This is a genomic window from Pseudomonas sp. NPDC078416, from assembly GCF_050268485.1.
Lineage (GTDB): Bacteria > Pseudomonadota > Gammaproteobacteria > Pseudomonadales > Pseudomonadaceae > Aquipseudomonas.
This window is the reverse complement of sequence record NZ_JBNNGV010000014.1, coordinates 49,469-63,966: the sequence shown is the minus strand read 5'-3', so window position 1 is coordinate 63,966 and position 14,498 is coordinate 49,469. Positions and strand designations below refer to the sequence as shown.

Annotated in this window: 10 protein-coding genes; 3 read left to right on the top strand and 7 right to left on the bottom strand. The window is 58.2% G+C overall.

The window, feature by feature from the left end; all coding sequences use genetic code 11:
* The first annotated feature begins 4 nt into the window (after nucleotides 1-4).
* Nucleotides 5-1,534, top strand: a complete 1,530-nt coding sequence (locus ACQKEN_RS14450) for a SulP family inorganic anion transporter (protein ID WP_427686423.1) — start codon at nucleotides 5-7, stop codon at nucleotides 1,532-1,534.
* 25 nt (nucleotides 1,535-1,559) lie between these two features.
* On the opposite strand, the gene ACQKEN_RS14445 is transcribed toward ACQKEN_RS14450, so the two are convergent.
* On the bottom strand, nucleotides 1,560-2,210 hold the full coding sequence (locus ACQKEN_RS14445) for a hypothetical protein (protein ID WP_427686421.1): 651 nt from the start codon (nucleotides 2,208-2,210) through the stop codon (nucleotides 1,560-1,562).
* Nucleotides 2,211-2,361: 151 nt separating this feature from the next.
* Here ACQKEN_RS14445 and ACQKEN_RS14440 point away from each other — a divergent pair, with 151 nt between their 5' ends.
* Nucleotides 2,362-2,994: an SCO family protein gene (locus tag ACQKEN_RS14440; protein WP_427686419.1), complete on the top strand. Its 633-nt coding sequence runs from the start codon at nucleotides 2,362-2,364 to the stop codon at nucleotides 2,992-2,994.
* 46 nt (nucleotides 2,995-3,040) lie between these two features.
* On the opposite strand, the gene ACQKEN_RS14435 is transcribed toward ACQKEN_RS14440, so the two are convergent.
* The 3 genes from ACQKEN_RS14435 to ACQKEN_RS14425 form a co-directional block, all read right to left on the bottom strand.
* Complete coding sequence (locus tag ACQKEN_RS14435; RefSeq protein ID WP_265387794.1) at nucleotides 3,041-3,814, bottom strand: MetQ/NlpA family ABC transporter substrate-binding protein; 774 nt, start codon at nucleotides 3,812-3,814, stop codon at nucleotides 3,041-3,043.
* Nucleotides 3,815-3,879: 65 nt separating this feature from the next.
* The gene (locus tag ACQKEN_RS14430) at nucleotides 3,880-4,554 is read right to left on the bottom strand and encodes a methionine ABC transporter permease (RefSeq protein ID WP_427686418.1); all 675 of its coding nucleotides are present in this window, start codon (nucleotides 4,552-4,554) and stop codon (nucleotides 3,880-3,882) included.
* Entirely contained in the window at nucleotides 4,554-5,561 is a 1,008-nt protein-coding gene (locus ACQKEN_RS14425; protein ID WP_427686416.1) for a methionine ABC transporter ATP-binding protein, read from the bottom strand. Before ACQKEN_RS14425 ends, ACQKEN_RS14430 begins: the two co-directional genes overlap by 1 nt.
* A gap of 381 nt (nucleotides 5,562-5,942) precedes the next feature.
* On the opposite strand from ACQKEN_RS14425, the gene katE reads away from it, so the two are divergent.
* Entirely contained in the window at nucleotides 5,943-8,102 is a 2,160-nt protein-coding gene (gene katE / locus ACQKEN_RS14420) for a catalase HPII (RefSeq protein WP_427686414.1), read from the top strand.
* A gap of 316 nt (nucleotides 8,103-8,418) precedes the next feature.
* On the opposite strand, the gene ACQKEN_RS14415 is transcribed toward katE, so the two are convergent.
* From ACQKEN_RS14415 to ACQKEN_RS14405, 3 genes are all read right to left on the bottom strand, one after another.
* On the bottom strand, nucleotides 8,419-8,850 hold the full coding sequence (locus ACQKEN_RS14415; protein WP_427686412.1) for a hypothetical protein: 432 nt from the start codon (nucleotides 8,848-8,850) through the stop codon (nucleotides 8,419-8,421).
* A gap of 337 nt (nucleotides 8,851-9,187) precedes the next feature.
* A complete protein-coding gene (locus ACQKEN_RS14410; RefSeq protein ID WP_427686410.1) occupies nucleotides 9,188-9,637 on the bottom strand; it encodes a hypothetical protein in 450 nt (149 codons plus the stop codon).
* Complete coding sequence (locus ACQKEN_RS14405; protein WP_427686408.1) at nucleotides 9,634-14,367, bottom strand: RHS repeat-associated core domain-containing protein; 4,734 nt, start codon at nucleotides 14,365-14,367, stop codon at nucleotides 9,634-9,636. The genes ACQKEN_RS14410 and ACQKEN_RS14405 overlap by 4 nt, the downstream gene beginning before the upstream one ends.
* Nucleotides 14,368-14,498 lie beyond the last annotated feature (131 nt).

The window sequence follows — 14,498 nt, the reverse complement described above, 5'->3', positions numbered from 1 at the left end:
CGTCATGGCTACTACTGATCTGAAAGCGTTGTTACCACGGGAGCTGCTGGCTTCCGTGGTGGTTTTTCTGGTGGCCCTGCCGCTGTGCATGGGGATCGCCATCGCTTCCGGCATGCCGCCCTCAAAAGGTTTGATCACCGGCATCATCGGCGGTCTGGTGGTGGGCTGGCTGGCCGGTTCGCCGCTGCAGGTCAGCGGCCCGGCGGCAGGTCTGGCGGTGCTGGTGTTCGAGCTGGTCCGTGAACATGGCATGGCCATGCTCGGTCCGATTCTGCTGCTCGCCGGCGCGCTGCAATTGCTGGCTGGACGCTTGAAGCTCGGCTGCTGGTTTCGCGTGACGGCGCCGGCGGTGGTGTACGGCATGCTGGCGGGCATCGGCGTGCTGATCGTGCTTTCCCAAGTCCACGTCATGTTCGACAGCGGGCCCAAGCCTTCCGGGCTCGATAATCTTGTGGCATTCCCGCAGACCGTTATGGGTGCGATGGGGATGGGCAGCGCCATGCAGGCCGGTCTCCTCGGGCTGGGCACCATCGCGGTCATGTGGCTGTGGGAAAAGCGTCGCCCCCATGCGCTGCGATTCGTGCCGGGCGCGCTGCTCGGCGTCGGCATCGCCACGGTGGTGAGTCTGGTGATGAGCTTGCAGGTCAAGCGCGTCGAGGTTCCGGCCAACCTTGCTGAGGCCATCGACTGGCTGCGCCCCGCAGACCTGCTGAACCTGGCCGATCCTGCCATCCTGATCGCGGCGATCGCCGTGGCCTTCATTGCCAGTGCCGAAACGTTGCTGTCGGCGGCGGCGGTGGACCGGATGCACGACGGACAGCGTTCGGACTTCGACAAAGAGCTCAGCGCCCAGGGCGTGGGTAACATGCTGTGCGGTCTGGTCGGCGCTCTGCCCATGACCGGCGTGATCGTGCGCAGTTCGGCCAACGTTCAGGCGGGTGCGAAGACTCGGCTGTCGGCGATGTTCCATGGTCTGTGGCTGCTGGCGTTCGTGTTGTTGCTGTCCAGTGTGCTGCAGAGCATTCCTGTGGCGAGCCTGGCCGGCGTACTGGTCTACACCGGCGTGAAGCTGGTGAATGTTCAGGCGCTCAAAGGGCTGGGACGCTATGGCCGCATGCCGATGTTCATCTATGGCGCGACGGCCAGCGCGATTGTCCTGACCGATCTGCTGACGGGCGTGTTGGTCGGCTTTGGCCTGACTCTGGTGAAGCTGGCGCTGAATGCATCGCGCTTGAAGATCAATCTGGTGGACCTGCCGGCCGAAGGCGAAATGGAGCTGCGCCTCAACGGTTCGGCGACCTTCCTCAAAGTGCCGGCCCTGACGCAGACGCTGGAAACCGTGCCGCCTGGCACCACGCTGCATGTGCCGTTGGGCAACCTGACCTACATCGACCACTCCTGCCTGGAGCTGCTGGAAGAATGGGGTCGGGCCAATGCAGCGCAGGGCTCGCGTTTGCTGCTGGAGCAACGACTGCTCAAGCGTCGCGTAGAGGGACGTATCCGTACGTCGATCGGAGGGGCGGCGCTTCATTGAAGCCAGTGTCAAGGGACGTGCGGGATCAGTCTTTCCCGCACTCCAGCTCCAGCCCCACGCCCAGCTGACGTGACAGGCTGGGCCAGCGCTTCCAGGCCGCGTCGGTGTCCGGGCTGGCGAGGCGCTCGCGATAGGCCTCCACCGACTCCAGCGAGAAGCTCTCGTCGTTCAGCATTTCATCAATGGCGTGATGCACCACTTCGTCGAGCTGATTGGCGAACGATTCGCCGATCAGCTGATGGGCGATGACGCTGGCCACGGTGGTGTTCATTGGTATCAGCGGCTGGCCGAAATGCTTGATGTACAGATCATTCACCTCTTCCACCAGACGGTGGGCCAGATACGCCTCATCCAGCAACCCATCCAGCCCTTCGTGGCCTGCCATGATGGCGGGCGGCGCGGTGAAGAATTGCTCGGCGATTTTCAGGACCGGCTTGATCTGGCTTTCAATGCCCGCCTGCAACGCGACGTCATGGGCGGCGTCCAGCAAGTCCGGGACCTGACCGATGTATGCAATGACGAAACGCGTCAGTACGCCTCGCGGGTCTACGTCAGGCAAGTGAATGGAGGGGTGCAGATGAGGAAGTTGCGACTCCAACTGGCGCGATAGCTGACCGGATTGGTTTTCGTGTTCCTGAGCTCGGGTGATCTGCTCGCGCAATGCGGCGGTGTTCATGAATGCTCCATAGGCAGTGAAACCAGGCAGTCATTATAGGGAAGTCCATACCTTAGCCTGCCCACAAATGACGCTAAGACGTAATTGTCATAACAGTTTCATGGTTATGTGCATAATCGCGCGATCGTGGATCACTCACTGTGCTGAACTCATGAACCGAACCCAGAAAACCGTCTTCATCCTTGTGGCCATCGTGGCGTTGGTGCTTGGCCTGACCGTCTACCGTACGTTGTCCGGAACGGACCAGGGCGACCAGACCGCGCTCGTCGACGCAGGCATTATCCTTCTCCCGCAGAGCCGCACTGTGCCTGATCTCTCGCTCACCGATCAGGACGGCCAACCCCTTTCATTGAGCCAATTGAAGGGCAAATGGACGGTGCTGTTCTTCGGCTACACCTTCTGCCCGGACATCTGCCCGACCACCCTCGCCCAGCTGCGTCAGATCAAAAGCGAGCTGCCCAGTGAAGCCGTCGGCAAACTGCGCATCGTGCTGGTCAGCGTTGATCCCGATCGCGACACCCCGGAACAGCTCAAGCAATACCTGGGTTACTTCGACAAGCAGTTCCTCGGCTTGAGGGCGCCGGTGGATACGCTGCAGAAGCTGGCGAATGCCGTGAGCATCCCTTACATCCCTGCGGACACCAGCAAGCCGGGCTATAAGGTCGACCACAGCGGCAACCTCGCCCTCCTCGGCCCCGACGGCACCCAGCGCGGCTTCATCCGCGCGCCGCTGAACAGCCAGAAGCTGGTGGCGCAGTTGCCGGGGCTGGTTGAGAGGAAGTAAGGACTGATGATCTCGGCGTTGCGCCGAGATCATTGGAGTGTTGCGATCAGAACGCCGGAACCACGGCGCCTTTGTACTTCTCGACGATGAACGCCTTGGTTTCCGGGCTGTGCAGCGCGGCGACCAGTTTCTGGATGGCCGGGGCATCCTTGTTGTCTTCGCGGGTCACCAGGATGTTCGCGTAAGGCGACTCCGACCCTTCGATGATCAGCGCATCCTTGGTCGGATCAAGCTTGGCGGTCAGGGCGTAGTTGGTGTTGATCAGCGCCAGGTCCACCTGCGTCAGTACCCGTGGCAGAGTCGCCGCTTCCAGCTCGCGGAATTTCAGGTTCTTCGGGTTCTGCTGCACGTCGCTTGGCTTGGCGGTGATGCTGGTCGGATCCTTCAGGGTAATCAGACCGGCCTTGACCAGCAGCAACAGCGCGCGGCCCTCGTTGGTGGCGTCATTCGGGATGGCCACGTTGGCGCCGTCCGGCAGCTCGGCCAGGCTTTTGAGCTTGTCCGAGTAGGCGCCAAACGGTTCGATGTGAACCTTGGCCACACTCACCAGATGGGTGCCCTTGCCCTTGTTGAACTCATCCAGATACGGCTGGTGCTGGAAGAAATTGGCGTCCATGCGGTTCTGGTCCACCTGCACGTTCGGCTGAATGTAATCGTTGAACACCTTCACGTTCAGCGTCACGCCTTCCTTCGCCAGCATCGGCTTCACGAATTCGAGAATCTCGGCGTGGGGCACAGCGGAGGCCGCGACGGTCAGGGTCTCATCGGCATGGGCAGACAGGGCTGCCACAGCAGCGAATACAGCCAACAACTTTTTCATTTCTACTACTCCTGGGACGCACGCGCAGTCGCATGCATCTGCCGGTCAGTGACCGGCGAATTCGGTTAACGGTGTGAAAAGTGCGCGACCAGTCTGTCGCCAACGGTTTGCAGGATCTGCACCAGCACCAGCAGCAATACGACCGTTACAAACATCACATCGTTCTGGAAGCGTTGGTAACCGTAGCGAATCGCCAGATCGCCCAGGCCCCCGGCGCCGACCGCACCAGCCATGGCCGTGAACGACACCAGCGCGATCGCGGTCACGGTGATTGCTGCGAGGATGCCCGGGCGTGCTTCAGGCAACAGTGCTTTGAGCACGATCTGCCGGGTCGTGGCGCCCATCGCCTGAGTGGCCTCGATGATCCCGCGATCCACTTCCCGCAGCGCGGTTTCCACCAGACGCGCGAAGAACGGCGTAGCGCCTGCAATCAACGGTGGCAGCGTGCCAAGGATGCCCAGCGAGGTGCCGGTGATGATTTCCGTCAGCGGCATCATCACGATCAGCAAGATGATGAACGGCAGCGCCCGGAGCATGTTCACGATCAAGCCCACGGTGGTGTAAACCGGCTTGTTCTCAAGCAACTGACGCGGCGAGGTCAGGAACATCAACACGCCGAGCGGCAAGCCCAGCAGGACCGTGAACGCTAGCGACACACCGAGCATGATCAGAGTGTCGCCGGTTGCCAGCCAGATTTCGTACCAGTCGACGTTTGAAAACAGGTTGAGAAAGGCGTCCATCAGCGCAGGACCTCCATGTGAACGTCGGCTGCGGTGAAGCGGGCAAACGCGGCGTCCATGTCACCACCGGTGATGGCCAGCGTCAGTTGCCCGTAGGGCGTGTCTTTTATGCGGTCGATACGGCCGGCCAGAATGCTGTAGTCCACGCCGGTTTCCCGTGCGACTGTACCCAGCAATGGCGCGTAGGTCGCTTCTCCCTGGAATGTCAGGCGCACGATGCGACCTTGAACATGGGCGAAATCGCTGTTCACCTGGTTTTCGTCGACCTCTTCGTCTTCCTGCACAAAGCGGCGAGTCGTCGGGTGTTTGGGGTGCAGAAACACATCCGCCACAGCGCCCTGTTCGACGATCACGCCCGCATCCATGACCGCCACTTGATCGCACACGCGACGGATCACGTCCATCTCGTGGGTGATCAGCACGATGGTCAGCTTCAGTTCGCGATTGATCTCGGCCAGCAGCTGCAACACCGATGCCGTGGTTTGCGGGTCGAGGGCGCTGGTGGCCTCGTCGCACAGCAGAATCTTCGGCTTGGTCGCCAGCGCGCGGGCGATGCCGACGCGTTGCTTCTGACCGCCTGACAATTGCGCCGGGTATTTCCTGGCGTGGTCCGAAAGACCCACGCGGGCGAGCAGCTCTGCCACGCGCTGATCAATCTGCGCGCGGGACATGTCCCCGGCGAGCGTCAGCGGCATGGCGACGTTGTCGGCCACCGTCTTTGACGACAGCAGATTGAAGTGCTGGAAAATCATGCCGACCTGACGGCGGAAGCCGCGCAGACCATCGGCGTCCAGTGCAGTGACATCGACGTCATCGACCAGGATCTTGCCGCCGCTTGGCGCTTCGAGGCGGTTGATCAGGCGCAGCATGGTGCTCTTGCCGGCGCCGGAATGGCCGATCAGACCAAACACCTGGCCGTTTTCGATGCGCAGGCTGGTGGGGTGCAGCGCGGGAATTTCCCGGTCGGCAACCCGATAGGTTTTGTGGACGTTTTGGAACTCGATCACGGAGCGAACCTTGTGGGGCGCGTTGAAAAATCAGCGTGGGGCTCATGCCTTCATCACGCTGCTGAGCGATGCCATTTCGGCTTCGGCTGGGTAAACCGGGCGCGCATTTTAGCCTGTCGAATCCAGGTTGGGCCCAGCCTTCTTAGCATTTATTTCGCACTGAACCTGCCGAACGGTCATATGAATGGCCGGCTGTCAGTCCGGCGATGGAAATCGAAGAATCGGAAAAACAAACGGAACGGCTGTTTTCCTCGTCAGTCATTTACTTAGCGCCTGAATATTGCCTGGCTTCATGTCAGGCATTTCCGCCTACGAGCTTCTACTGCCTTCATGTTGTTGGAGGCGAAAAAAGGAGCCGTCCGAACTGAGGAGTTTTGCCTGATGAGTAAGAACACAAACCCGCCTGTGAGCGCCAACGCCAAGAGCGAACTGGCGGGCACTGACACGCTGGACCGTGGCAACACAAACGCCAAGGTTGAAAGCCTTGAAACGTTCCGCTCCGACGCCACCGGCGAGGCTTTGCGCACCAATCAGGGCGTAAAGATCTCCGACAACCAGAACACGCTGAAAGTCGGATCGCGCGGCCCGTCGCTGCTCGAAGACTTCATCATGCGCGAGAAGATCACCCACTTTGACCATGAACGCATCCCGGAGCGCATCGTCCATGCGCGCGGTACCGCGGCTCATGGTTACTTCCAGACCTACGAGAACCATTCGGCGCTGTCAAAAGCCGAATTCCTGCGCGACCCGGGCAAGAAAACCCCGGTCTTTACACGCTTTTCCACGGTCCAGGGCCCACGTGGCTCCGGCGATACTGTCCGTGACGTACGCGGTTTCGCGGTCAAGTTCTATACCGGCGAAGGCAACTACGACTTGGTCGGCAACAACATGCCGGTGTTCTTCATCCAGGACGCCATCAAGTTTCCCGATTTCGTACACGCGGTGAAGCCAGAGCCTCACAACGAAATCCCTACGGGCGGCTCGGCACACGACACCTTCTGGGACTTCGTTTCCCTGGTGCCGGAATCCGCGCACATGGTGCTGTGGACCATGTCCGACCGTGCGATCCCGAAGAGTCTGCGCTCGATGCAAGGCTTCGGCATTCACACGTTCCGCATGATCAATACCGAGGGCAAATCCTCCTTCGTCAAATTCCACTGGAAGCCCAAGTACGGTACCTGCTCCCTGGTGTGGGACGAAGCGCAGAAGCTTGCGGGCAAGGACACTGACTTCCATCGCCGCGACCTGTGGGAGTCCATCGAGATGGGCGACTACCCGGAATGGGAACTGGGCGTTCAGATCATCGCAGAAGAAGACGAGCACAAGTTCGACTTCGACATTCTGGACCCGACCAAGATCATCCCGGAAGAGCTGGTGCCGGTGACGCCGCTGGGTAAGATGGTGCTCAACCGCAACCCGGACAACTACTTCGCTGAGACCGAGCAGGTTGCTTTCTGCCCAGGTCATGTCGTGCCGGGTATCGACTTCTCCAACGATCCATTGCTGCAGGGTCGTCTTTTTTCCTACACCGACACGCAGATCAGCCGCCTCGGTGGGCCGAACTTCCACGAGATTCCGATCAACCGTCCGGTCTCGCCGAACCACAATAACCAGCGTGATGCTCAACACCGCACCACTATCGACAAGGGTCGTGCTTCCTACGAACCCAACTCGATCGACGGCGGCTGGCCGAAAGAAACACCTGCAGGTCCGGAGGATGGCGGTTTCGAAACGTATCCAGAACGCATCGAAGCGCACAAAGTGCGTGAACGCAGCCCGTCGTTTGGCGATCACTTCTCCCAGGCCACGCTGTTCTTCAACAGCATGAGTGAGCACGAGAAAGAGCACATCATCGCGGCATACAGCTTCGAGCTGGGCAAGGTGGAGCGTGAGCACATCCGCGCACGTCAGGTGAACGAGATTCTCGCGAATATCGACCTCACACTGGCTCAACGTGTGGCTGAAAACCTTGGCTTGCCGGCGCCGAAAGCCGCTACCGTCAAGGCGCAAAGCAATGGCAAATTGACCGTCGACAAGTCGCCACTGCTGAGCCAGGCGAACCTGCTGCCTGCCGACATCGCTTCGCGCAAAGTCGCTATCCTGGTCGCTAATGGCGTCGACGACAAAGCGGTAGCGGCGATGAAAGCAGCCCTGGAAGCCGAAGGTGCACATGCCAAGGTGCTGGGCCCTACCTCCGCGCCGGTTAAAACTGCGAGCGGCGCGTCCCTGGCAGTGGATGCTTCGATGGAAGGTTTGCCATCGGTCGCGTTCGACGCTGTGTTCATCCCGGGCGGCGAAGCTTCGATCAAGGCCCTGAGCGGCGATGGCGTGGCACTGCACTATGTGCTTGAGGCGTACAAGCACCTCAAAGCCATTGCTTATGCAGGTGATGCACAGAAACTGATCGACCTGCTGCGCCTGGAAGCCGATGCCGGCTTGCTGGCCGTTTCGGACAAAGCCTCCTTCAAGGCATTCTTCGATGCGATCCAGCAGCACCGCGTCTGGGCTCGTGAGCCTAAAGCGAAGGCGATTCCTGCGTAATTTGCGGGGCTAGCCGTAACAAAAAAGGCGTTGCCCGCGAGGGCAACGCCTTTTCTTTTGATCAAAAATCGATCAGAGCTGAGCGGGTTTCAACACAATCTTCGCAGGCTCGGTCCGCTCGATTTCACGCTGCATCCGCAACTCGAAATCGGGATTGATCTTCGTTAGGCGCTGTCAGTGCGTGACCAATCACAACGAGCCTCCTCCCACTGCGCTGCAATTAGCACGTTGAAAAAAGGCAAAGAACTCTTCTGAGACTTCAGGGCATAAGCGCAGCAAACTATAATGGTCCGCGCCTTTAACTTACTGGCTATTTTTATCGATATTCAAAATACTTTATCATCATTTCAGTTGGTAGGTTCCTGTCGACGTTCAAAGCGTGTAGCAGCTCCAGAAACCATGACAGGTTATCTCCTAGGTCCGAGCGTTTGGTCTCATCCCAGTAGAGAAGACAGATAGCAAGTCTTGCCATTAATATATTGCGGTCTCGGAATTCACGCACCGCTGCTGAATCATCAATTATTGACCACCAAGTTGAGGCTTTAGCAGTAAGTGTCTCAACAGGGATCTTGTCTTCAATATAGTCCCTCACCAACCTCATCGGATCGTCTTCGGGATTTGAAAAATCAATATCCAATGCGTCCAAAACGCTGACAAAGAACGTAAGCTGATGCTTAAGTGCATTAGAGTCGCCGGCAGGTCGAACTATTGAGTTGATACTATATTTTTTAAAGTGTTCGCGATCCATAATTTATTTTCCAGTTACTCAAGGCGGTTGAGCGATATTGGCTGTATGAGCCGCTTCCTTTTTCCATCCTCAGACTTAGATCAAACAGAACCGGGCTCTAGGCTCTGTACGAGGAGTAGGCGAGCGAAGGTCAGGCAAGGCAAAAACAGGCAAGGAAGCGGAGTCTACGTGTCGTAAATGGGCATCCTGAGCCTGTTTTTAGCGCAGCATGACCGAGCGCAGCCACTTTTCGTACAGAGCCTAGGACCTAGGGCGGCTGTCCACCTCGAATCAGCAAAAAACCCGAGGCCAGCCCTTTTAGGTAATCACAGAAAAGAAAGAGGCCGCTATTCAAAGCCTAATCCTTGGTAAAGAACTCAATTAAAAGCGGGCGGATCCCGGGAATAACTTTCTTTAAGTAGACCAAGTAGAGAAATACGGCTGTTGGCTCAGTTGAGTCTCCTTCTTCCCATTCCTGTTGAGTTCCATAGCAGACGATTACACACCTAGCAAGATTTGAAAGGTCGGCGTTTGGTCCACATTGCTGGTCGTGCAGAATCCAAAGTTCATGCATCATTTTTATTATCGCTGGGTCGCGTCGATCTATTTTTCGACAAGCGACCGCTTTTTGTAGATGAGGAACAAGATTTGGCGTTCGCTCGTCAAAAATGCTGAAAAATGTTCCGTTGTCAAAAAGCCTTAGCAAGAACTTTCCAAAAAGACGTCTAACTGTGTCGTATGACAATCCCTCCTCAACGAATCGTTGTTCGAGTGCTTCCATCTCTAGAGCTTCTATCTCATCAATCATATTAATGTTCCATCCTTGATGCCAAGAGTCTTCATTACTCGTGTGCAAGAACGGCAGAAAGGTAACGCTTTTCCGTCATTCCTCAGTGTGGTGAAGGTGGCACCTTTAACAAGTTTTTTCAGTTGAGGTACGGTCTGAACATTATGTTGCTTCGCAATAAGGCTGAGAAGGTCTGCCTCCCCGCATTGACTGTGATAAAGAGCCGTGCGCTTATCTTCGGGAACGGAAGCGTAGAGTTGTTCCACGACAGGATGATGCGCACCGCCTCCACCCGCCGCTCCGCTGTAACCGACCGTAGGCTCGGGGAGGGACCAATCTTCGCCGGTTGTACGAGCACCTTTATTATTCGGTGTGATCCCCTTTAGACGGGCAAGTCCCAGCGGGTCGATCCAATCCGTCGGATTCGGCACGTAATGGTAGAGGTTCAGCCCACCACTGTAGCCAATCGGGTCCTCGCTAATGAAGCGCCCGACCCTTGGATCATAGTACCGATGCCGGTTGTAGTGCAGGCCAGTCTCGTGGTCGTGGTATTGGCCTTGGAAGCGGATTGGGTTGGTCAGACCGATCTGGTGAGCGAATTCGGAGCGCTGTTCGGTTGCTTCGCCCCAGGCTTTGTATTGCGCGCACCAGGCGGTGTTGCCGTTCTGGTCGGTGATTTCCTGCGGGGTGCCGAGGTGGTCGCATTGGTACCAGGCGAGTGCGTCGATCGGCAGTGCGACGGGTTTGTAGTTCCAGAGCGGGTCTTCTTTGAAGTTGTAGCGCCCTTCGTAAGTGGGTTGGCTTACGAGGCGTATGGTTTCGTGGCGGATGGCCTGGGCCACGGGAACGAAAGTGCTGGGCTCGTGGATGTAGTGGACGGTTCGGCCGAGTGCGCCGGCGTACGGCGGAGGGCTGCTTTCCCAGGCGAGGTTGTCGCCGTCCCAGCCGTACAGGGTGAAGCCGCAGCCGAGCTCGCGTTCTTTGCGGGCGTGTTCGTTTTCGTTCCAGCCGGTGCCGGCTTCTGGGCGCGGGCGGTAGTGGGCTTTGGAGAGTTTGTAGAGGCGGCGTCCGAGGGGGTCGTAGCCGAAGTCGACGGTGAGACGCGGATCGCGGAAGTGCACCAGACGATCGAATAGATCCCAGTGAAGCTCGCTGCGCAGGCCATTGGTCCAGCGTTCAGTCTGGTTGCCGCGTTCGTCGTACTCATAGTGATTGCCCGCGTAGTCGCGCAGCAGGTTGTCGATCAGTTTGTGGCGGACAGGCTCCGGATCTAACGGGCGGCGGACGGGCGCGTCGCTGTCGTTGAGCAGGTTGCTTGCAGGGTCGAAGGCGAAGGTTTCCACGCCCAAGCGACTAGTCGCATTGATAAGTCGGCTGACGGGATCGTATCGGTAGCTTAATTGCCCGCGACGGCTGTCGTTGATATCGGTGAGTTGGCCGGCAGCGTCGTAGGTGTAGGCGCGTTTGATGAGCGTGGTTTTATCGTCTGCCCGGCCCAGTAGCTGTTCTTGAAGGCGTCCCGCCGGGTCCCATTGCTGGGTTTGTAGCAGGTTATTGCCTTGATGCCGGCTGATTTCGCGGTGCAGATCATCGCGTTCATAGCTGAGCAGTTCGTGCTCGTCGAACTTGAGGCCGAGCAGATGCCCGCTGCCGTAGGTCAGCCAACTGACGCGATGGCCGTCCGGGCGGATAGTCGCAACGCGGTTATTGAGCGCGTCGTACTCGTGCTGCCAGACGGCAACCAGTGGTTTATCCAGATTCGAATAGTGCTGATGCTCGCGCAGCAGGTTGCCCGCGGGATCGTGAAACCATTGCAGGCGGCTGACGGCGTTGGTCGCCATGACCAGATGGCCATTGCCGTCGTAGGCAAAGGTTTCGCTTTGGGACTTGTCGCCGAGAGTGGCACGGCGTTCGGTCAGGCGGCCCATCGGGTCGAAGGTCAATGCGATCGTGCGTTGGCCGTTGAGGGCTTGGGCAAGGCGCCCCGTCTCGGGATCGTACTGATAGCGGGTCGAGCGATTGTCGAAGCCGCGCTCTTCCAGCAGGCGCCCAACCGGGTCGTAGTGAAAATGCGCGCTGCGTTCGTTTTCGTTGTCCAGCGCGACGAGGCGGCCGAGTTTGTCCCATCGATAACGCAGGGTTTGCTCGGCGGCGTCGACGCGTTCGGCGATGAAGCCTGCAGCGGTGTAGCGCCAAGTGGTGCAGCGCTCCAAACCATCGGAGTGAGCTAGCAGTCGTCCTTCTGCATCGCGGCTGAAGCGTTCTTCGGTTTTGTCCGGATGCTTGATCAACACCAACTGGCCGGCTTTGTATTCGTACGTCGTGCTATGCCCGGCCGGGTCGGTGAAGCGGATCATCTGGCCGCGTTCGTCGTATTCCCACGCGCTGACCTTGCCCGAGCAGTCGGTATACTTAACGAGCTGACCCGCGTCGTTGTAGGCCAACGCTTTGGTGTTGCCGTTGGCGTCCTTGATCGCTGTAGGAAGACCGAACGAGTTGTAGGCGTATTCGGTGATGTTCTCTAAAGGATCGATCGCTTCAACCAGATTGCCGCGAAGGTCGTAGTCCCGCTTCCACAAGGCGCCCTCGCCATCGCTGATCTTGATCAGATGGCTTTTATCGTCGTAGGCGTAATTGATGACGCTGTGATCAGCGCGGGTGTGCTCGGTGAGGTTGCTGAGTTTGTCGTAGCGATAGCGGTCGGTACTGCCGTCGGTATGAACGTGGCGGATGATGTTCTTCGCCTGATCACGAAAGAACCATTCCGAACGCCCGTCCGCATGGCAAATGCGGTAGGTGTAACCCAGGCTGTCGTAGTAGTGCCGGGTTTCGTGGCCGAGTGCATCGGTGACATAGGTAAGACGAATGTTTTCATCCCACGCCAGCCGAGTATCAAAACTGCCGTCGTCGGCCCATTCGCGCACGGCCTTGGCGTCGGGACCGGTGCCTTGCCACTGCAAATTCAAACCACGATTGGTGCGGTCGGTGTAGCGGGTGATCAGGTGGTGTAGGTATTGATAGCGCCATGTAGCGCCGTTCTCGTCCTGAGCCAGAACAAGGTCGCCTTCGGTGTCGTACTGATACGCGCACAGTTGGCGTTTGACGTCACCATCGCGAACTTCCCACAGGCCGGTCAGCCGGCCCTGATCATCAATCAAAGTGCCAAGGCGAAGATGGACTTTGTTTACATCTTTTTCCGAGTACGTCACCAACTCAGAAAGCACCGAATCCCCACCGTGCCGATACTCGTAATGCAGCATCACCCCGGCGCCATTGGGCAAAACCTTATTGATCAATACAAACCGGTCACCCCGCCGAACATATGTCTCGCGGTGATCAAGCCCACGCATCAGCGATAGCCGATCTTTGCTGAGGCGAACGACGGTCAGGTTCTCAATGGCGTTGAAGTGAAACAGTTTGACCTTGGGCAGAGGGAATTCATGGCTGCGGCCATCGGCGTCGTGGAAGACCAAACCGTCGCCGACGAGATCGAAGCGCGTAGTAAAAGGCGTGATCCAGCGTGCGCCGATGACATCCTCATCGTAGGCATCCAGACTGGAGCAATAGGTCCGCGTCCACTCAATGGGAAACGGTCCGGGCAGGCTGAAATCGGTATGACTGACCGACTCCGAACCCATCGCAAAACTGATGCTCCTCGCCGTCGACCCGCAGGCACATTCACAAGGGCACGGACACGTACAGTTCTTCCGCTTGTTAGGCCGGCCCTTTGCAGGCTTCTCGAACTGAACAGTCTCCAGCTTGCCTTCACCCGCCTGGCGCTTGGCCTTATTAACCACCCCGGGCTTGATGTTGAAAGCCTGCCCATGGCCATTGCGCGACCGCCAGCTGACGACCGCACCCTCCAAAGTAACCAGCAACGCCGCGATAGAATGCTGAGCTTCGGGATTACCCAACCCTGTGATCTGCGTGCGAAGCTGAGGAGCCAGATCACGCAATAACTTGGCCTGCCTGCCCACCTCTTTTTTAACCGCTTCAGGCACGAGGTATTCAGCAGCACCATTCACCGCACCCTTACCCGCAGCAACACAAATATCTGCAGCCGCGACGAAGATATTGCCAATCGCGGCCTGAGGGTCGTAGGCCCAAAGATCGCCTGCGGTATGAGCCAACTGCCCCGCCTCAAGCAAATCGGCCTTGGCGTTCAGTTTTGGGTCTACCAAGCTCTCCAAGCCAGCAGCGATCTGAAGCAGTACGCCTTCACCCAGCTTCCCCGCATCCTCAAGGATCCCGGGCAGCTTGCCCTGCGCCTGCGTCACAAAATCATCAAGCGTCCCGACAATCGTGGCATTGAGGTGCCCGATCAGAATCTCGATCAGCGCATCACCCAACACCATCTTCCCCGCCTGCCGCATCTCCTGACGCACCAGAAACAGCATCGGACGCAGGCTCATCCGCGCCGCGGCCATGCCCGGCGGAATCGGCACCATCCCGATCAGATTGATGCCCAAACTGACCCAGTCCAGCGGGTCACGCTCGTCACTGGTCGCCAGCCGGACGATGTCGTTCAGCGCATCAACCAGCGCCATGATATTGCCCACCACCGGCAGCCCACCGGCCACGGTCTTGATCCGCTCAAGCGTGACAACCCCGCCGCTGATCTCCTGCAGCCAGGCATCAACATTGGCCGCACCAAGACCAACGTCTTCAACCTGAATTTGATCAAGCGGAACAATCGCGACCTGAGGTTCGCGTTTATCGCCACCAACGGGAAGATTTAAGGGGGTTGCCAAGGATGCTCTCCGTGCTCAAAAAACCATCGGAAAAGGCGTGAATGCCAATCCGGGGGCCACGGAGATATCAAGGGCTGTGCCAGCGATAAATTAAGAAAGCAAAATCAATAGCTTAAGAGGATAAATAGCAG